Below are 19406 nucleotides of genomic sequence, written 5' to 3'. Positions count from 1 at the left end.
AGAGATACGATGCGTAAGACTGGAAAGTGAGTTTTTAATTAAGGGATGTTATTTTCGCTGCTGAGCTTGTCGGCCAGAATCTGGGCTTCCTTGAAATTCAACGAGCCTTCATAAATGGCGCGTCCGGTAATAGCGCCCATGATACCTTCATATTCAACTTCACATAATTTATGAACATCTTGAATGTTGGTGATGCCGCCGCTGGCGATGACAGGTATCGTAAGTTCCCTGGCCAATTCAACCGTCGCTTCGATGTTAACGCCGCTGAGCATGCCATCTCTGCCGATATCGGTATAAATAATCGCTTCCACGCCGTAGCCTTCAAACTTTTTGGCCAAGTCGACAACGTCATGACCAGTTATCTTGGACCAACCATCAACGGCTACTTTCCCTTCTTTTGCATCTAGCCCGACAATGATTTGCCCCGGGAAGGCATTACAAGCATCTTGCAGGAATCCAGGAATTTTAATGGCTGCCGTGCCGATAATAATGTAGGTAATGCCATCATCAAGGTAACGTTCGATGGTATCGAGATCACGGATCCCGCCGCCCAATTGAATGGGGATTTGACCATCCAAGGCTTCCACAATTTCAAGAATGGCTGCTTCGTTTCTTGGTTTGCCGGCAAAGGCGCCGTTCAGATCAACCAGATGAAGTCTGCGCGCGCCTTGACTGAGCCAATGGGCGGCCATTTCTCCAGGCTTTTCAGAAAATACCGTGGCATCTTCCATGACACCCTGTTTTAAACGAACACAATGCCCATCTTTAAGATCTATCGCAGGAATAATCAGCATAGCTTAATCATAATTAATAATTGATAAAAGTTAAGTGATAAAAAACGGTTTGCTGTTTTTTCTTAGCTGTGCGGTATCCATTTGGCAAAATTACTCAATAAAGTTAATCCTGCTATTTGGCTTTTTTCTGGATGAAACTGTACCGCGAAAATATTATCTTTTGCAATGGCGCAAGTAAATGGGAAAGGGTACTGGCTTTGTGCGGCAATCGATGCCGAGTCGGTAGTTTCCACGTAATAGCTATGTACGAAATAAAAGCGGGAGTCTTCGCTAATACCTTGCCACAGCGGATGCTTATTCATTTGATGGACTTGATTCCAGCCCATATGCGGCACCTTAAGTTTCTGACCATCGGCATTTTTCATTTTGGATGCAGGAAAATGTACAACTTTTCCCGGTAAAATATTTAGACCTTTGACGTTTCCTTCTTCGCTTTCTTCAAACAGCATTTGTAAACCCAGGCAAATGCCAAGATAAGGTTTGTGAGTCGCTGCTTCAATGACGGCTTCTCGCAGCCCCCGCGTCTCCAGTTCATAGATACAGTTGCGCATCGACCCCTGGCCCGGAACCACGATCCGATCGGCTTTAGAGACCTTGTGCGGATCGCTGGTAACTGTAATCGAGGCGGTCGGCGCAACATGTTCAAACGCTTTTTGCACGGAACGCAAATTTCCCATGCCGTAATCTACAATTGCAATATCAATCATACAATGAGGTGTGGTGGAACTCGGATGCTTATAACGAGCCTTTAGTAGATGGAATAATGCCGGCAGCCGCCGGATCATGTTCTATTGCCATGCGCAGCGCGCGTCCAAATGCTTTAAATATAGTTTCTGCCTGATGATGGGCATTTTTTCCAGATAAATTGTCGATATGTAAGGTTATTAGCGCGTGATTGGTAAGTCCTTGGAAGAACTCATGAATGAGATCCACGTCAAATTCACCGATCCGCGCTCTGGTAAATTCAACATTAAAGACCAATCCCGGACGTCCGGATAGGTCTATGACAACACGAGATAATGCTTCGTCCAGAGGTACGTAGGCATGTCCATAGCGGCGTAGGCCTTTTTTGTCTCCTGCTGCTTGAATCAGTGCCTGGCCCAAAGTAATACCAATGTCTTCGACCGTGTGATGCGCATCGATATGGAGATCACCTTTTGCGGCTACTTCAAGATCAATCATGCCATGCCGCGCTATTTGATCGAGCATGTGATCAAGAAAAGGCACGCCGGTTTCCAAAACTGACTTGCCGGTCCCATCTAAATTAAGATGGATGCTGATTTGGGTTTCCAACGTGTTCCGGATGATTTGTGCTCGACGCATAGAAAAGCTTGGATGGATTGAACAGTTCTAGGGGGTTTTAAGCGATTTCACTCAATATGGACTGTAATGCTGTGCAAAACTGCGCATTTTCTTCCGGTGTTCCGACCGTGACGCGTAAACAATTTTCTAATAGCGGATGCGTGCCATCAAGATTCTTGATTAATATCCTTCTCTGCTTAAGCGCTTGAAAGATTTGACTGGCTTTATTAACACGAAACAAAATAAAATTGGCTTTAGAAGGATATGTTTCAATAGATTTCATTGTAGCAAAAAAAGCGTTCATTTTTGCGCGTTCTGATTTAATAGCTTCGGCCTGCTCAGATAATATCGCCGTATGTTGTAATACTTTTTCTGCAATTAATTGCGTCATAATGCCAATATTATACGGTAAACGCAATTTTTCAAGTTGTTCCAGCCATTCCGGCCTCCCAATCAATAATCCCAATCGCAACCCCGCTAAGCCGGACTTCGAGAGTGTGCGCATTAATAACAGATTGGGATATTTAGACAATTCATCGATAAAACTGGTATCCGCGAACGCTTGATAAGCCTCGTCGACAACCACGATACCGGGGGTTGCTGAGATGATTCGTTTGATTGCTTCAGGGTCGAATAAATTACCGGTTGGATTATTAGGATAAGCCAAGAAAATTACTGCCGGTTGATGTTTCGTGATGGCACTCAGCATCAATTCCAGATCCAGCGAAAAATCTTTCTTTAAGGGCACGCCGACATAGCGGATACCGGTAAAAGTGGCGATCATCCGGAACATTACAAAAGCCGGTTCGACACTCATCAATACGGCGCCGGGCTTGGCCGCTGCCATGGCGATGATCTGTATAATTTCATCGGATCCATTGCCAAGCAGAATGTCCATGCCGTCTGGAATGGCGAGAGCCTGGCGTAATGAAGATTTGAGTGAAGTTGCACTCGCATCCGGATAGCGGTTGACAGGCGCTTGTATCATCAAGCCGGCAATTTCTTCGCGTAGTGCAAGAGGTAACGGATAAGGGTTTTCCATCGCATCCAGCTTGATCATGCCCGTCGCGGGAGGTACATGGTAGGCGGAGAGCTGAAGAATTTCAGGCCGGAAAATTTGTTCTGGATGTGCAGTGCTTGGCATAGCCGCGTATTTTAACTCAATAGAATGTTTGCGGTTTAATTTGTTACTAAGATTCTTGTCCGGATTTTAGCGGCGCTGGCAGACAAAGTTACTCTATGCGGCCAGTTCTTCAGCAAGGAGGGTAATCTCGCTTCGGCAATTTCGTACCTTTTCGGTAGTTATGATAGCTTCCGTTTCATTGATTCCTAGAGATTCCAATAATACGGATGTTTCCAGATAAGGGCATCCATCAGTATTTGAATGATTGCGGAGTAACCGGTTAGCAGCGGCAATCAGCTTTACATACCCAGCATGTTTTCCCGAATAATCAGGAAAATGTTGCTCGGCAACGGCGGTAGCAATCTCTTCCGGTAAATTCCACGATTTAATCAAATACATGCCGATCGTATCATGCGTAATGCCAAAGACCTGCATCTGAATGGAACGGATGTCTTGTTTTGGATAACGTGAAATTAAGTCATTCAAGTAGGTGAACTCTCTGGGATACAGATGTGCGAATAAGAAATAGCCAAAATTATGAAATAATCCGCCTAAATACATTAAATCTCTGTTAATCATTTGATTGTTAGAGCTAATGTGGCATAGTTCACGGCAGAGCATGGCGCATTCCAAAGTCTGATTCCAGATACGGCTTCGGCTCAGTACGCCATGATTAGGCATTTTTAGGCAGCCGGAAGAGACGATGCTCATCGATAAATTGAGCGCAGTATCAAAGCCTATAACCAGGGATATGGCGTGATGCACTGAGTGAATCCTGTTGCCGTAGCCGAAAACCGACATGCGTGCATATTTCATGATAAAGATGGACAGGCCCGGGTCTTGTTCAATCAATTCCGTCAGCTGATCGAGATTTGCATCAGGATTATTGCGAAGCCTAAGCAGTGAACGTGCGGTTTCCGGCAGCGGCGGTATCTGCCCGGCTTGTTGCAGAATGCTGCGGAAGTTCTGACTAAATTCCAATTTATTAAGAAACAATATGAATTCCGTTTCAATGTGTTGATAGAAGAGCGGATGCTAAGTCCATACTAATGCCGGAAGGCACGGGTGTTATTTTGAAAAAATTATTATGAAACAGAATCATAAATGTGAATAAGAATTTCCCCGTAGGTTTACGACACACAGTTTCTTTCCTTTATGGTTTTCATAAGCGGCGGCTCATGTCACCGGAACAAAAACCGGTAAGCGGGGCGTTAAAATTTTTTCCAAAAGCAATGACTTTGAATAACTCACCCATTTCAGCAGGGCTGACTAATTTTTGCAGTTGATTGGATTGTGGTAAGTAATGAATCGTATCCTCAGCGGAAGTTTGCGCCAAAAGTGCTGTAATGCCGCAATTGATGAGGAAATGCGCTTGCGTTGTATACCCCATAAACTGCAGTCCGGCGTTAATCGCGGTATTTGCAATCGCGCTGAAATCAACATGACTGGTAATATCTTGCAGGCCTGGCAGATAAAAAGGATCGCCATGCGCGTGATGGCGGTAATGACACATCAGCGTGCCTTGATTTCGTTGCGGGTGATAATACTCGTGCCGCCCAAAACCATAGTCGATCAACAAAATAACACCTTGCCGGAGCCGTTCCGCCAAGCTCTCGATGAAGCCGGAAGCGGCGAGATTAATTTCGCTGAGATACTCAAAATCCGGCAGTTTGTACGGATTGATCTCGGGTAATAATTCTTTTGCAATGGCATGTAACTGCGGATTCCCGATCGGGCGGTCTTGCCAGGAAAATTGATTGTCTTCGACGCAAACCCCGCGTTCCAGCGCCATGTTATCTTGCCATTTAATGATATGCACCGGCATTGCATCCAGCACTTCATTGGCGATGACAATGCCGGTAAATTGCCCGGGCAATTGATCGAGCCATTCAATTTTTTGCGCCAAATGCGGAATTTCTTGAGAGATCAGCGTTTGTTGACGCTGGCGCAGTTCAGCGCTCACTTCCAGAATCAGATATTTCTCCGGTAGCGAGCCGGATTTCTCCAGCTCCAGCATAATATCGCGCGCCAATTTTCCCGTTCCCGCGCCAAATTCAAGGATATTTGATTGCGCTAGCGACGGCAGAATTTGTTTTAACTGTTGCGCCAATGTGCGTCCGAATAGCGGGGAAAGTTCCGGGGCCGTGACAAAATCCCCCGCGCTGCCCAATTTGGTTGCGCCGCTACTGTAATAACCCAATCCAGGTGCGTACAATGCGAGATTCATGTACTGTTCAAATGAAATCCAGCGGTTTGCGGCAACAATCTGTTTTTGAATCATTGCGTGTACCAGCTGGCTGTGAGCTAGAGCTATTTCACTGGGAGGTAGCATATTTATAATCAATGATCTGACGGATTTTTTTAAAGTGAATTGTAAGGTTTTTACTTCGATTGGGCCATAGTGTAGCAGTTCTTTGATGGAGGCGTCTGTGCAAGGGAAAGTAATACTGGTCACCGGTGGGGCGAAGCGGGTTGGAGCGGCGATCTGCAGGCGGCTGCATGCGCAAGGCGCTTATCTGATCGTGCATTACCGGTCGTCGCTCGACGAAGCGAAAGCGCTATCCGACGAATTAAACCGGCAACGGCCGGGATCGGTAGCGTTGGCACAAGCCGATTTGCTTGATACCGATTTATTGCCGGGCCTGATCGACAAGGCGATTAAACGTTTCGGATATTTGGATGTGCTCATCAATAACGCCTCCAGTTTTTTTCCGACATTGCTTCAGCAATGCACGATGAATGACTGGGACGATCTTGTCGGCAGCAATCTGCAGGCACCTTTGTTTCTGACCCAGGCGGCAGCGTCTTATCTCAAGGAAAGGCAGGGCTGCGTTGTGAATATTATCGATATACATACCGAACGGCCTTTAAAGAATTATGTGATTTACAATGCCGCCAAAGGCGGGTTGCTGGCGCTGACTAAATCCCTGGCTGTAGAAATGGCGCCTGAAGTGCGCGTGAATGGGGTATCGCCGGGACCGATTCTATGGCCGGAAGTTGGAGAGTGGTCCGATGATGCGGCGCGTCGGCAGATTATTGCCAGCACCTTGCTTCAACGTTGCGGAGAGCCGGACGACATCGCTAAAACCGTGCAATTTCTAATCGCGGATGCGCCTTATATTACCGGACAAGTCATCGCAGTGGATGGCGGGCGCAGCATCTCCTTATAGAAAACTAATCCCTGTCAAGCCATGCTTGCCGTGATCATAGTTAACCTGAAACCGGCTTTCCAGCTGCAAGAATTCCTAGCGTTGTTTACAGTATTCAGGAAAATACTGTAAATGAACATACATAAACGCACTCGTTTAACTTTATTAGATCGCCAGGAAATCTGGCGGCTTTATCAAACTCGAGTCTGGAAGGTAACGCAGCTGGCGGAACACTTCTAACCAGCGGTTTAGAACATTGCAGTACGGTCTTAAACGCTTGGCCAAAGTTGAACGGGCGATCCAGGATCGCCTCAAGCGTGAATCAAAACGCTATAACAAAACTTATCCCGGTGAGCTGGTTCACTTCGATACCAAGCGCCTTCCCTTGCTGAAAGGACAATCTGCCAGCGAACCTCGCGAATACCTGTTTGTCGCCATCGATGACTTCTCAAGGGAGTTATATGCCGCGATTTTCCCTGATAAAACCCAATACAGCGCTGTGCATTTCCTCATAGAAACCGTCATCGCCCAGTGCCCTTATCAGATCGACTATACCTACTCCGATAACGGCAAGGAATTTAAGGGAACTGCCGGTCACGCTTTCGTCAAAGCATGCGCGCAACACGATATCGGTCAGAAGTTTACCCGCATCAATCGCCCTCAGACTAACGGCAAAGCCGAGCGCGTGATCCGCACGCTAATGGACATGTGGCACAACAAATTCTGAGACCTTTGCACGGTTACTACGCGGCACGATAATTGCATTAAAAATTCGCGAAAAATGCTCATTTACCCCGTGTAAACTCCGCTTTTTCGCAATTTTTTACCTTATTCTCGTACCGCTCATGACACCGTGCAAAGGTCTCATTCTGTTTTAAAGACACTACTGACCGCCGTATTCAACTTGTCCGTTTCATTAACTTCTACAATGCTGTCAAATCCCATAAGAGTTTGAATAATGCAACCCCTTATGAAATACTCAACGCTTATTTCAATCAATCTCTCTGTAAACAACCCTGAGAGTTCTTACATCATATTATTTCAAGATTTTTATGGCAGATAGCGATCCTGGTTTCAACCGGTCATTGAAACATTTGCAGCAAAGAAGCCTGCAAGCGGTATGGCATCCATGCACGCAAATGAAACAGCACGAACAATACCCGCTGGTACCGGTTGCGCGTGGTCAAGGTGTATGGCTGTACGATACTGATGGCAACCGCTACCTCGATGCCATCAGTTCGTGGTGGGTCAATTTGTTCGGGCATGCCAATCCGGCTATCAACGCCGCCATCCGCGATCAACTGGAAAAAATCGAACATGTCATGCTGGCGGGTTTTACCCATGAACCGGTGGTTACACTGTCGGAACGGCTCAAAAGAATCGCCCCTGGTTCGCTCGGGCATTGTTTTTATGCCAGTGACGGTGCATCGGCAACCGAAATTGCATTAAAAATGAGCTTTCATTATTGGTTGTTGTGCGGTAAACCTCGAAAAAACCGGTTTGTGAGCTTGCAGAACGACTATCACGGCGAAACATTGGGCGCCTTATCGGTGACTGATGTGGCGATATTCAAGGAAACCTATGCGCCGCTGTTGCGGCCGTGTACGCATGTGCCGACACCGGATTGGCGCTACGCCGAAAGCGGTGAATCGGCATGCGATTATGCCCTTCGTGCCGCCGTTGCTTTGGAAAATCATTTAGCGAAACATCACGATGAGACCGCGGCATTGATTTTGGAGCCGCTGGTGCAGGGCGCAACCGGCATGGGGATGTATCATCCGGTGTATCTGCAACGCGCCCGCGAAATCTGCGATCGCTATCAAGTGCACTTGATTGCCGATGAAATCGCGGTTGGTTTTGGCCGCACCGGTACTTTATTTGCTTGCAATCAGGCAGCGATTGCGCCGGATTTCTTATGTCTGGCCAAAGGTCTGAGCGGCGGTTATCTGCCGCTATCGGCGGTGATGACGGCCGATACGGTTTATCAAGCATTTTATGACGACTCAACCGCGCGCGCGTTTTTGCACTCGCATTCGCATACCGGTAATGCCTTGGCGTGCCGGGCGGCATTGGCTACACTGGATATTTTTGAGCAGGATCAAGTGATCGCGGCGAATCAAAAAAAAGCAGCTTACCTTAATACGCGCGCCGCAGCGCTGGCTTCCCACCCGAAAGTCAGAAATTTCCGCAACTGCGGCATGATCTGGGCGTTCGAAGTGGATTCGGATGAGTCCGATTTCGCCGCAAAATGCTTTCAAGCCGGATTGCAGCAACAGCTGATATTGCGGCCTTTAGGAAACACGATCTATTTCATGCCGCCGTATGTCATTAACGAAGCAGAAATCGATCACTTGATCGATGGCTCGTTGCGCGTGCTCGATGCCATCTGATACTGGTTTATAGGAGTTGAATGATATGCAACTGACTTTCCTGGGTGCTGCCGGTGAAGTGACCGGTTCCAGTTATTTGATCGAAACCGGATCGGTGCGGTTTCTGGTGGATTGCGGCATGTTCCAAGGCGGCCGCGAAGCCGACCGGAAAAACCGCACGGCATTCAAGTTTGATCCTCGGGCGATTGATTTTGTGCTGCTGACGCATGCGCATATCGATCATTCCGGATTGCTGCCGCGGCTTAGTACTTGGGGGTTTCGTGGGCCGGTTTATTGCACTGCGGCGACAGCGGACCTTCTTCAAGTGATGCTCAAAGATAGCGCTTATATTCAGGAGAAGGAAGTTGAATGGCGCAACCAATCGCGCCGCCGCAGTCATTCCATTCAAGATCTGGCGCCGCTTTACACTGTCACGCAGGCGGAAGCTCTGTTGAAGCAATTAGTGCGAGTCGATTATGACACTGAAATCAAGCCGCATCCGGAGGTACATTGCTGTTTTCGTGACGCCGGGCATATTCTGGGTTCGGCGATCATTGAGCTATGGGTGAAGCAGCATGCGACCAGCAAAAAAATCGTATTTTCCGGAGATCTGGGAAAACCGGGGCACCCGGTGGTGCGTGACCCCGCGATTATCCAGCAAGCGGATGTATTGTTGATCGAATCCACTTATGGTAACCGCTTGCATCGCAGCATGGCGGATACGTTGGATGAACTGGTGTTAGCCATCAACGATACGTTGATCAAGAAAGGCGGTAACGTCATCATTCCGGCGTTTACCGTCGGCAGGACGCAGGATTTATTGTTCTTGTTGATCGATTTGTACCGCCAGGGAAAACTCGGGGAAATGGATATTTACGTGGATTCGCCGATGGCGCGGGCGGCTACGGAAATCACGTTGAAGCATATCGCATTGCTCGATAAGGAATCGACCGACGCGCTGAAATGGATGAACGATAATGTCAAAAAACCCCGTATACACTTCGTGCAGGATATTGAAGAATCGATGCAGCTCAATAGCATGAAGCACGGCATCATCATCATTTCCGCCAGCGGCATGTGTGATGCCGGGCGGATCAAGCATCACCTGAAATATAACCTCGACCGGCCGGAATGCAGCATTTTGATTACCGGTTTTCAGGCTGAGCGGACTCTGGGCAGGCGGTTGGTCGACGGTGTCAGGCAGGTGAAGATCTTTGGTCAGGATGTCCGGGTCCGGGCGGCGATTTACACCATCGGCGGACTGTCGGCGCACGCCGATCAGGCGGACCTGCTTAATTGGTTGCGCCATTTCGTGAACAAGCCGGAAAAAGTTTTTGTGGTACACGGCGAATATAGCAATTCGGTGGCGTTAGCCGCGGCCATTGCACAGGAGCTCAAGTGGGCTGCCAGCATTCCGGAGTTTTTGCAGGCGGTTAAGTTGTAAGCAACCGGATTTTATACCTGGAAGAAAGTCGTGGCGGGCGCCGGCTTGCCGATGTGATAACCTTGGGCGTAATCAATGTCTAATTTTTCTATCAGCGCCAGGACCTCAGCGTTTTCGACAAATTCGGCCGTGGTGCGTTTGCCGAATCCCCTGGCAACGGTGCATAAGGCATTCACCAGGATCAAATCGTCGCTGTTTGCCGAGAGATTGCGAATGAACGAGCCATCGATCTTGACAACATCGACCGGCAGTTCGCGCAAATAATAAAACGACGAGAAGCCGACGCCGAAATCATCCAGCACAAAGCCGCAACCGAGTTCTTTGATTTCAATCATCAAGCCGCGCGCGCCGGGTAAATCTTCCAGAGCGGCGGTTTCGGTAATTTCAAACATCAAGCTGGCCGGGTTCATTTGATTCAACATCAATTCCTGCTTGAGAATAGGCAGCAATTCCGGATCGTTAAACGCATGCGCCGACAAGTTGATCGAGAACGTGGCGTGAAAACCGCTTTTATAAATATGGGCGATCTGTGTAATCGCTTTACGCAATACCATATGATCGATGGCATGGATCAAGCCGGTATGTTCCGCAGCGGGAATGAAGTCGGCGGGTGACAGCATCGAACCGTCATTATCCTTCATGCGCAGCAAAACCTCGTAGTGCGAAGTTTGCTTGGTTTTGACATGCATGATCGGTTGCAGGTACAGCACGAAGTTGTCATGTAAATGCGAGTACTCGATTTTTTCTTTCCAATAGACCAGCGTATGAATCCGTTCGCGGCTTCGATCTTGGTCCGAGAACAAATACCAGGCATTTCTTCCTTTGGCTTTTGCCTGGTACATGGCGAGATCGGCGGCCGCGAGCAGGTCGTGAATATTGGCGCCATGTTCCGGGAATAATGCGATGCCGATACTGGCAGAAATTTTGTGGGTGCGATTGTTGATCGTCAGTTGCGCCAAGCCTAATTGGGCCAGAACTTTTTTGGCGACTTCGATGGCGCCGCTGGCGTTGATTTCCGGCAGGATAATGGCAAATTCATCGCCTCCCAAACGGCCGGTAATATCATCGGCGCGAATGGTTTGGGAAAGCATGCTGGCAACCATTTTAAGCAATGTATCACCGGCCTGATGACCGCTGGTGTCGTTAATATATTTAAAACGATCCAGATCAAAAAATAACAGAGCGCCCGGATGCCGGTAGCGCTCCGCGCGGCTCAATACCTGCTCCAATTCCTCGCTGAATCGCCGCCGGTTGAACATGTTGGTCAGCGGATCATGATCGGCCAGCCATGCCAGATGGCCTTCCACGCGTTTATATTCGGTTACGTCGAGGCCGACTGACAAGATCGATGGGTCGTCTTCGGATTGTTTATCCAGGTGCGAATGCAGCCAGGCGACATGGCGGGTCGTGCCATCCTTGCAATGAGTGATCGCTTCGTGGCGCAGTTGCATTCTGTCGCCGCTGTGGATCTCTTTAAAGCGATAAAGCAAGTCTTGCGATTCGTATTCCGGGATGAGCGTTTGCAGGAAGGATTTGTTTTTCAATTCCGTTTCGGTGTAGTGAGTTAACATTTCACCGTAGGTATTCAAGGACATGATCCGGCCCTCGGTGCTTTGTGTCAGCACAATGGCTTGCGCGGTATCCAGCAGGTTTTGAATGAAATCCCGTTCTTTGCCAAGCGCGTTCTTTTGCTCAATCAGCATCTTGGTTCGCATCGATACTTCCTGTTCCAGCTTTTCGAGTTGAAATGACAGGGAAATCGCTGCTTCCGATAGCGTATCCACCTCGTCCCTGACGTGTTGCGCCTGATCGGTTGAGGTGAGCGACAAACGGAATTTCTCAAATTGCCCGTTTGCCAGAAGCGGCAGCACGAAGACGACATCTCGCAGTTTCGCCAGCAATCGCGTAAATATGAAAAACAGCAATATTTCCGAGAAAATAAGCCCTAACAGGCCAATGACAGCGATTTTCCAGATCGAGTCATGAATATTTTTTACCGCAGCGGTTACGTCGGTGATGATAATCAAATGCGCCTTACCCGGTTCATAAGAATCCAGAGGGAACAATTTCATCTGCACGTATTGGTTATTCCAGTGAATCTGGATACCGTTGTTGAGTTTATCCATGTCCGGGTACAATTGATTGACCTGATTCAGGATCTCATAATTGCGCGCTTTACTGGTGAGCGCGGAGATTTGGACATTCCAGCTTGAAATTTCCGCATCATGGTGTGATGAACGGTTATCTTTGGTTGAGATCAACAATCCGATATCCGCGCCGGAAATTCGTTTAAAGGCCAGAAATACATCCACCAGGGAAGTTCCCATAGCCACGACACCCACTTTCTTGCCTTCCACCAGGATGGGAGCAATCAGGTATTGAATGCAACTTTCGCGGCAAAGCAGCGGATTGATGGGATGCTCCGATTGATTCACATGGCTGACCCATTTGGAAAGCAACTGATTGTCGTCAATGGTGGCATCGAGGCTGTCCCAGCTGGCATTTAACTGATTGGAGGAATTATAGAAATGAATGAATTCCACGCCATTGTGGAATTGTAATAAGGCCCAATGCGCATCGAAAACGTGGCTGATGCTTTCGCCATCGTTCAGCAACAAGGCTTTCTTCATTCCATCCAGAAACGGAATCATCTCAGCGAGTTGATGTAAGTTCCGTGTGGTATTGGTGATCAAGCTATTGATCTCAAGCGAATATCGCCGGTGTTCGACTTCTTGCTGATTGGCAAAGTTGGTCATTAAACCGAGGTAGCTGACAAAACAAAACAGTGAAACGACCGCAAGCAAAATCAAGCTGCTTCCGAGTGATATTTTCCATCGTAAGCTGCGGAATTTGCGTCCCTTCGGTTGTGAGTCAACAGGCATATTTTTCAATTTAACCCCGGAACTGTTGTGCAACAGAACTTCTGCTCAATCCGGAAAACTCGGGATAATCGTTTTTGCCAGTGAACAGTCATTTTGGAAAATCCCCGGAGGTCAACGCTAAGCTATGTCTCATTTTGACTGTTACCCGCTGTGCTTCTTATGGTGCTCTAAGATGATATTGTGTTACCTAAGGCAGCGCTGATTAATTGACTGCACGAGCGAATTGCTTCGTTGCGCGGTACTCACTCCCTCGCCTATCAGATTGATATGTCTCGGTTGTTGCGTTCTGTGCGCCTCGCTCTTCATCACGTTCGTTGAATTAATCAGCGCTTCCCTAAAAGCGATAGGATGCTTGAATCGCGTAGAGATTCCAATTTTCCTCGGTGTCTTTTGCCACCGGATTATCCAGCCGCGACAGCCACCCGGTTCCGTTCACATGATGAAATTCAGCCCGCAGCATGAATTCCGGTGTGACATTCCAACGGATGCCGACGGTGATATCCCTGGCAAAACGGCTGTGTTCCAAGCCTTGGCGCAACGGGTTTTGCGCAGCCCACTGACTGCCGTTACGATCCGATCTATCAATAAAGAGTGCATCATACCGCAAAATTCCTTCAATTTTCGGGGTAAAACGATACTCACCTTGGAAATAATAGCTTTCACCCACGAAATCCAAACCGTTTAGTCCCGGATTCCTGAAATTATTGCCGTATTTAAATGGCCGGATGGCATATTCGGATGTCAATGTCCAACGCTCGGCGTTATATTGAGCCGAGAAAATGATGGGCGTAAATTGCAGCGCTCCCGGTCCCAGCGGGTCACGCAACAGGTTATTAGGATCGTAGCTCGTGTTCAACCAGATGCCGCTGACACCCAGGCGCAGCCGCTTATCGTTCGTTTCAAAAATCCCCCGGCCAATGTACCCCACTTCGCGTTCCAGATTGCCTGGCCGCACCCCGCCAAGTAACGAACTTTCGGTATCTTTGTCGTTGACAATCGGTAGTGAGACGCCGAATTGAGTCGAAAGCGTGCCCCAGTTAGATACCGCCAGATCGCTGTAGACCTGTACGGAATCACTGGAAAGTCCCAAATTGCGGGTGCGGTCAAAGTAAATCGATTGCGGCAACAGAATACTGGGGCGCGTAAATGCGACATCCCGGGTTTCATTGTAAAAACCGAAAGGATTTTTAATCCGGCCAACGCGGATGCCGAGCTGATTGGTTTCCTGGGAATATAAGCGATAATCCAATACCGCGTAATCGAGCCGCGGCATGCCGCTATTGCCTTCGCCAGCGCGCCGGGACAGCACTTGCGCCGATAACTGCAATCGCGGCAAGGGCCGGACGGATGCGTTCAATCCCGCTTCAGTGAGACCGAAGCTGCCGCCGTTATCGCTATTGCCAAAAACATTGTTATCCGAAGTCGAAATATACGCTTGGCTGACAAAGCCGTGAATCTGCAAATCGCCGGGGAGATCATTGTTACGATAACGGTCAATGGCCGACCTGATAAATCCAGGTTTTTTCTCCGGTGTTTCCGGTTGAGCGGCTGCCGCGGGTAATTCCGTCGCGAGGAATTTTCTGGCAGGTGGATTACTGGCTTCCGGCAGCGATTTTGAATTCGTACTCGTACTTTCCTGTGCCTGTGCGGAAAAAACGGAAAGCAGCGATAGCATGGCCAATCGCATGATTAGCCGTAATCCTGAACCGATCAGACGGTTACTTAATTTCGAGCACATTAACATTTTCATTGATATTTGCTTTCCATAAATAACCGATTGCTCCGGGGGTACTGGCAATTTTGGCAAGCATTTCCTCGTTTGAGCTGACTTTTGTCGGAGCTTGGCCAGTGCCTGAGAAAACCAATCGATCCCAGGTGGATCTCAATTGATAAGGAAAAACGTTTAATTTTTCCTTGGAGAAGATTTGGTGTAATTCGTCATCATCGGATAACACAAAAACCCGGATTTTAGTTCCGTCAGACCAGGTCTTTAAGCGCATGCTGAAAATTGAGCGCAGTGAATTAACCGTGAGAATTTTTTCGTTTACGCTGGGATTGGCGACAATTTCGTATGGGTTTTCCGCTCGGACCCCGGTATCCATGCACCAAAGGTATAAAGTCAAAGCCAAGCATAGGCTTGCTTTAGCCTTTAACCGAAAATAACTGGATAGTTGGCTTCGTATCGATGAATGAAATAAATTCAAGGAACAGATTCCCGGTTCAGAGTTATTCCATTAATTAGTTAATACGTATCAAACTGTAAGCGCCGCGATCGGTTACGACTTCCCAGGCATCGCGATGCTCGTTGTACATTTTCTCGAGGATATCTTCTACTTTTGCATAATAAGGCCGACGTATGCCATGATAATCAATTGGCGGTCCGATTGGATTAAAATCCAAACCGTAAAAACCCATTAGCTTATTCACTGCAGGCTCAGTGACTATTAACCAATGCCTGATATTATATTTGACCGACATGCGCATCACGCCGGACATCAGCACCAATCCGATAGTCAATCCAGAGCGGCGATCCGATGACCGGCGGTCTTGCGTGCTTCTTTTTTCGCTGGCGGCATCGGTTGTTTCTTTGCGGCGGTCTTCCCTGCGCCGCTCGTCTCTGCGCCGGTCGAATTGACTCTTGATCAGGAAACGGGAAATTTCAGCAGTTTGCTGGCGTGGTAATGCCTTGATATCGCAAAGCATGGGATCGGTTTGACTGTACAACTCGACGGGTAGAGGTTTTTCAGGTTTTGACAAAGCAGGTAGAATTAACCGCGCCGTACCGATAAAATCCCCGCTAGGCCGGTGGCGCAAAAGCACATGGCAGGAATGACTGTCGTAGTTGTCTCTTTCCTTTTCATCCGGACAATGCGCGGGATCAAATCCGGGTAAACGTTGCTCTATGCACAATACCTGATAACGGATTCTGTAGACATGTTCAAGCAATTCGGCTGTATCTGCGATAACAATCTCAAAAAACTTCTGAAAATTTTGATACAAGTCGTTCATAGAATCACCTAATTAAACAAGTAAGTCATACTCTTTTTTCACTCACGCTGGAAACCGGAAACTTTGGCTTGAAAGCAAGCGTGAAAATGGTAAACCGCCGCTACGTCATCCCATCAGTGAAAAAGCACAGAATCTCCAGTGTATTTCCTTTTTTTCGGTTATGCGAAACAAAGCTTTTTCATTCAATAAGTAATATTTATTGGATCTATCAATCATTTAAGTATATTTAAAGCGAATATTCAACTGATCTTTATTATTTAGCTTAAAAATTGCAGCATACTTAAAGACTTGTGCACAATAAACAACATTGACGCAGTGATTGATGCAACGCGGGGAATCAAACCAAGACTTCGGCCGGTTCGGGGTGCCCCAGAAAGGCAACGGGGCTGGCGCTCAATCCGTAGGCGCCGGATTGCAACACGACCACCAGATCACCCGCCGAAGCCTTCGCCATGGATAATTGTTCAGCCAGGACATCCAATGGCGTGCAAAGCGGGCCGGTTACCGAAACGATTTCGCGCTCATGGCCGTGTACTTTATTTCCGATCAATACCGGATAGTTTTTGCGGATGACCTGGCCGAAGTTGCCGGAGGCAGCCAAATGGTGGTGCATCCCGCCATCCGTTATGAGGAAGACTTGCCCGCGCGATAGCTTTCTTTCCAGCACGCGGCACACATAGATTCCCGCTTCGGCAACCAGATAGCGTCCCAGCTCCAGTGCCACCGCAGCCTCCGGCAATTGCCGCCGGACCTGTTGCATCAGAATGCGCAGATGATCGCCGACAGCCGCGATATCCAGCGGCTGTTCTCCCGGAAAATAGGGCACACCGAAGCCGCCGCCGATATTCAGCAACCGCACAGGCGAGGGCGCGTGCCGGGCCAATTCAATTGCTAGCTGAATGGACTGTTCTTGCGCTTGTTGAATGGCGGCGGCGTTTAAGTTCTGTGAACCGCTGAAGATATGAAATCCAACGAAATCCAAGTTTAGTGAACTAATTTCCCTGAGTACGCCGGGGATTTGCTCCGCATCGATTCCAAAAGGCTTGGCGCCGCCGCCCATTTTCATGCCCGCGGCCTTGAGCTCGAAATCCGGGTTGACGCGGATTGCCACTGCCGGTGTGATATCCATCGCCGCTCCTTGTTGCGCGATGGTTTTCAATTCTTGTTGGGATTCGACGTTGAGCACAGCACCGGCGGCGATCGCGCTTTGAAGCTCGTACGCTTTCTTTCCAGGCCCGGCAAAACTGATTTTGCCGGGATCGATCCCCGTGTCGAGTGCAATTTTCATTTCTCCAGCCGATGCGACATCCAGGCCATCGGTCAATCCCGCCAAAAGCTGCACCACAGCCGGCATCGGGTTTGCTTTGACGGCATAATGCAGCAGGATTTCCGGCGGCAGATGCTGGCGCAGCAAAGCCACCCGCTCGGTGATTTTTTGCCGGTCGTAGGCATAAAACGGTGTGGAGCCGACGCGCTGCGCCAGGCGGGTCAACAGCATGCCGCCGATTTGCAGGCAGTCATCGTGCACGGCGAATTGCGTCAGTGGCGCATGTTGCGGAAGCTGGCGGTTTATCATTGGGAGCCGTCAAATAGCTGTTGCAATTGCCGGGATAAAAACTTGCGGTCGACTTTGCCGTTTGGGTTTCTGGGCAGGCAGTGTTCGCGGATCTCGATATGACTGGGCAGCATATAAGCCGGTAAATGTTGTTTGCAGGCATTCAACAGCACATCCGCATCGATCCGGGAATCGTCCTTGAGGGTAACAATCGCGGCAATTGCCTGGCCCATGGCGGGGTGTGGGACGCCGCAGGCAACCGCTTCCGCGACGTATCCGGTGGCATAAATCACTTCTTCGATTTCCGTCGGGCTGACGCGATAACCGGATGTCTTGATCATTTCATCGCGGCGTTCAATGAAATACAGATAACCATCCGCATCCATGCGCACGGTATCGCCGGACCAAGCGGCAATTTCCGGGATCGTCAAGCCGCTGTGCTGTGGTTTTAGCGGCTTAAAACATGCGGCGGTTTTTTCCGCATCGTTCCAGTAACCCATCGCGACCAGCGCGCCGCGATGAACGAGTTCTCCGGGTTCGCCGGGCGCGCACGGCGTTCCGTCTTCGCGCAGCACCAATACCTCGGCATTCGGGATTGCTTTGCCGATCGAATCGGGGCGCCGGTCAAGTTCTTGCGGTTGCAGGTAGGTGGAGCGGAAAGCTTCGGTGAACCCATACATCAAAAAGATGTGCGTATCCGGCAGAGCGGTGCGCAAGCGATCCAATGCCGGGCGCGGCAGGGTGCCGCCGGAGCTGGTGATGTAGCGCAACGACGATGCTTTGCCCCAATCCAGTTGCGCCAGTTGCATCCATAGCGGCGGGACCGCTGCGATACCGGTAACCTGCTGCTCGTCAACGGCGCGGATGATGTCGCGCGGCAATAGATAATTCATCAGAATGTTGGTTGCGCCGGCATAGAATGCAGTCGTCAATTGACTTAATCCATAATCGAAACTGAGTGGCAGTACGGTCAAAATCCGGTCGTCCGCCCGGTTTTGCAGATACCGCGTGACGCTCTCGGCGCCGGCCATGAGATTGCGATGCGATAGCACCACGCCTTTAGGCTTGCCGGTACTGCCGGAAGTATAAATGATCGCCGCCATGTCGCTGTCGATGGTTGCCGGAGATAGCTTAACGCCGTCGATTTCATGCCAGTTGACGACAGCAATCCCCGGAATGACCGGAGATTCGCCTTTGCTGCCGGTAACTACGACGGTATGCAAGTCGCGGCATGACGGCAATTCCTGCTGCAGCAGCTTGAGCCGTTCCAGCGATGTCACCAGAATCCGCACATTGCAATCGGTCAGGATATGACGGACTTGCTCCGGCTTCAATACCGGATTGACCGGCACAAAAACACCCCCAGCGGCGGACGCCGCGAATAAAGCAATGACCGCCTCGAAACGCTTTTCCAGATAAACGGCGGCTCGTTCGCCGCGCGCCAAACCGAGCGCCTGAAATCCGCCGGCTTTGGCTGCGATTTCTCCAGCCAATGTTTCATAGCGCATCCATTGATTTTGATAGGACAACGCGGCCGCATCCGGTGAGCGTTCAGCGGCTGAAAAAATCAAGTCATGGATTAAACCGGTCATGGGTTGACTGCTTCATCGGATGTTCATATTTGAACATTGGGTTAAATTGCTCGCATTATAATCATGTTTAGCAATCCGCTTCGACTATCGTTTGCCAGCGGATCAAAGTCGGGCAAAGCGAACACGGCTTTTATAGAATCGCGTAAACTATGCTTCCCGTATTTATTCGCTATTAAATAATCGATTC

16 protein-coding genes are annotated in these 19406 nt (G+C 49.1%); 4 read left to right on the top strand and 12 right to left on the bottom strand.

What is annotated here, in order from left to right; translation table 11 throughout:
* Positions 1-38: 38 nt before the first annotated feature.
* The 6 genes from hisA to RBH92_RS09845 form a co-directional block, all read right to left on the bottom strand.
* Positions 39-794 (bottom strand): 1-(5-phosphoribosyl)-5-[(5-phosphoribosylamino)methylideneamino]imidazole-4-carboxamide isomerase, encoded by a 756-nt coding sequence (gene hisA, locus RBH92_RS09870; RefSeq protein ID WP_292923135.1) that lies wholly within the window; start codon positions 792-794, stop codon positions 39-41.
* Positions 795-856: 62 nt separating this feature from the next.
* Positions 857-1501 (bottom strand): imidazole glycerol phosphate synthase subunit HisH, encoded by a 645-nt coding sequence (hisH, locus tag RBH92_RS09865; RefSeq protein ID WP_307931897.1) that lies wholly within the window; start codon positions 1499-1501, stop codon positions 857-859.
* A 28-nt stretch (positions 1502-1529) separates the two neighbouring features.
* Complete coding sequence (gene hisB, locus RBH92_RS09860) at positions 1530-2117, bottom strand: imidazoleglycerol-phosphate dehydratase HisB (RefSeq protein WP_307931896.1); 588 nt, start codon at positions 2115-2117, stop codon at positions 1530-1532.
* A gap of 37 nt (positions 2118-2154) precedes the next feature.
* The gene (gene hisC / locus RBH92_RS09855; RefSeq protein ID WP_307931895.1) at positions 2155-3240 is read right to left on the bottom strand and encodes a histidinol-phosphate transaminase; all 1086 of its coding nucleotides are present in this window, start codon (positions 3238-3240) and stop codon (positions 2155-2157) included.
* A gap of 93 nt (positions 3241-3333) precedes the next feature.
* The gene (locus RBH92_RS09850; RefSeq protein ID WP_307933955.1) at positions 3334-4200 is read right to left on the bottom strand and encodes an HDOD domain-containing protein; all 867 of its coding nucleotides are present in this window, start codon (positions 4198-4200) and stop codon (positions 3334-3336) included.
* 181 nt (positions 4201-4381) lie between these two features.
* On the bottom strand, positions 4382-5500 hold the full coding sequence (locus RBH92_RS09845; protein WP_307931894.1) for a class I SAM-dependent methyltransferase: 1119 nt from the start codon (positions 5498-5500) through the stop codon (positions 4382-4384).
* 148 nt (positions 5501-5648) lie between these two features.
* Here RBH92_RS09845 and RBH92_RS09840 point away from each other — a divergent pair, with 148 nt between their 5' ends.
* The 4 genes from RBH92_RS09840 (at position 5649) to RBH92_RS09825 (ending at position 10181) form a co-directional block, all read left to right on the top strand.
* On the top strand, positions 5649-6389 hold the full coding sequence (locus RBH92_RS09840; protein ID WP_307931893.1) for a pteridine reductase: 741 nt from the start codon (positions 5649-5651) through the stop codon (positions 6387-6389).
* A 235-nt stretch (positions 6390-6624) separates the two neighbouring features.
* Positions 6625-7095, top strand: coding sequence for a DDE-type integrase/transposase/recombinase (locus RBH92_RS09835; protein ID WP_307931892.1), 471 nt, complete (start codon positions 6625-6627; stop codon positions 7093-7095).
* Positions 7096-7420: 325 nt separating this feature from the next.
* A complete protein-coding gene (gene bioA, locus RBH92_RS09830) occupies positions 7421-8758 on the top strand; it encodes an adenosylmethionine--8-amino-7-oxononanoate transaminase (RefSeq protein ID WP_307931891.1) in 1338 nt (445 codons plus the stop codon).
* A gap of 25 nt (positions 8759-8783) precedes the next feature.
* A complete protein-coding gene (locus RBH92_RS09825; RefSeq protein WP_307931890.1) occupies positions 8784-10181 on the top strand; it encodes an MBL fold metallo-hydrolase RNA specificity domain-containing protein in 1398 nt (465 codons plus the stop codon).
* Between the two features lie 11 nt (positions 10182-10192).
* Here the strand turns inward: RBH92_RS09825 and RBH92_RS09820 are convergent, their stop codons facing one another.
* The 6 genes from RBH92_RS09820 to RBH92_RS09795 form a co-directional block, all read right to left on the bottom strand.
* Positions 10193-12985 (bottom strand): bifunctional diguanylate cyclase/phosphodiesterase, encoded by a 2793-nt coding sequence (locus RBH92_RS09820; RefSeq protein ID WP_307931889.1) that lies wholly within the window; start codon positions 12983-12985, stop codon positions 10193-10195.
* 412 nt (positions 12986-13397) lie between these two features.
* Positions 13398-14813, bottom strand: coding sequence for a porin family protein (locus tag RBH92_RS09815; protein ID WP_307931888.1), 1416 nt, complete (start codon positions 14811-14813; stop codon positions 13398-13400).
* Complete coding sequence (locus RBH92_RS09810; protein WP_292925032.1) at positions 14782-15165, bottom strand: substrate-binding domain-containing protein; 384 nt, start codon at positions 15163-15165, stop codon at positions 14782-14784. Before RBH92_RS09810 ends, RBH92_RS09815 begins: the two co-directional genes overlap by 32 nt.
* A gap of 136 nt (positions 15166-15301) precedes the next feature.
* Positions 15302-16072: a PEP-CTERM/exosortase system-associated acyltransferase gene (locus RBH92_RS09805; RefSeq protein WP_307931887.1), complete on the bottom strand. Its 771-nt coding sequence runs from the start codon at positions 16070-16072 to the stop codon at positions 15302-15304.
* A gap of 337 nt (positions 16073-16409) precedes the next feature.
* On the bottom strand, positions 16410-17648 hold the full coding sequence (locus RBH92_RS09800) for a pyridoxal-dependent decarboxylase, exosortase A system-associated (protein ID WP_307931886.1): 1239 nt from the start codon (positions 17646-17648) through the stop codon (positions 16410-16412).
* Entirely contained in the window at positions 17645-19219 is a 1575-nt protein-coding gene (locus RBH92_RS09795; protein ID WP_307931885.1) for an acyl-CoA ligase (AMP-forming), exosortase A system-associated, read from the bottom strand. The genes RBH92_RS09800 and RBH92_RS09795 overlap by 4 nt, the downstream gene beginning before the upstream one ends.
* Positions 19220-19406: the final 187 nt, after the last annotated feature.

The organism is Nitrosomonas sp. sh817 (genome assembly GCF_030908545.1).
In the GTDB taxonomy this organism is placed as follows: domain Bacteria; phylum Pseudomonadota; class Gammaproteobacteria; order Burkholderiales; family Nitrosomonadaceae; genus Nitrosomonas.
Note: the sequence above shows the minus strand (reverse complement) of the source record. Positions and strands in the feature narration are given on the sequence as shown.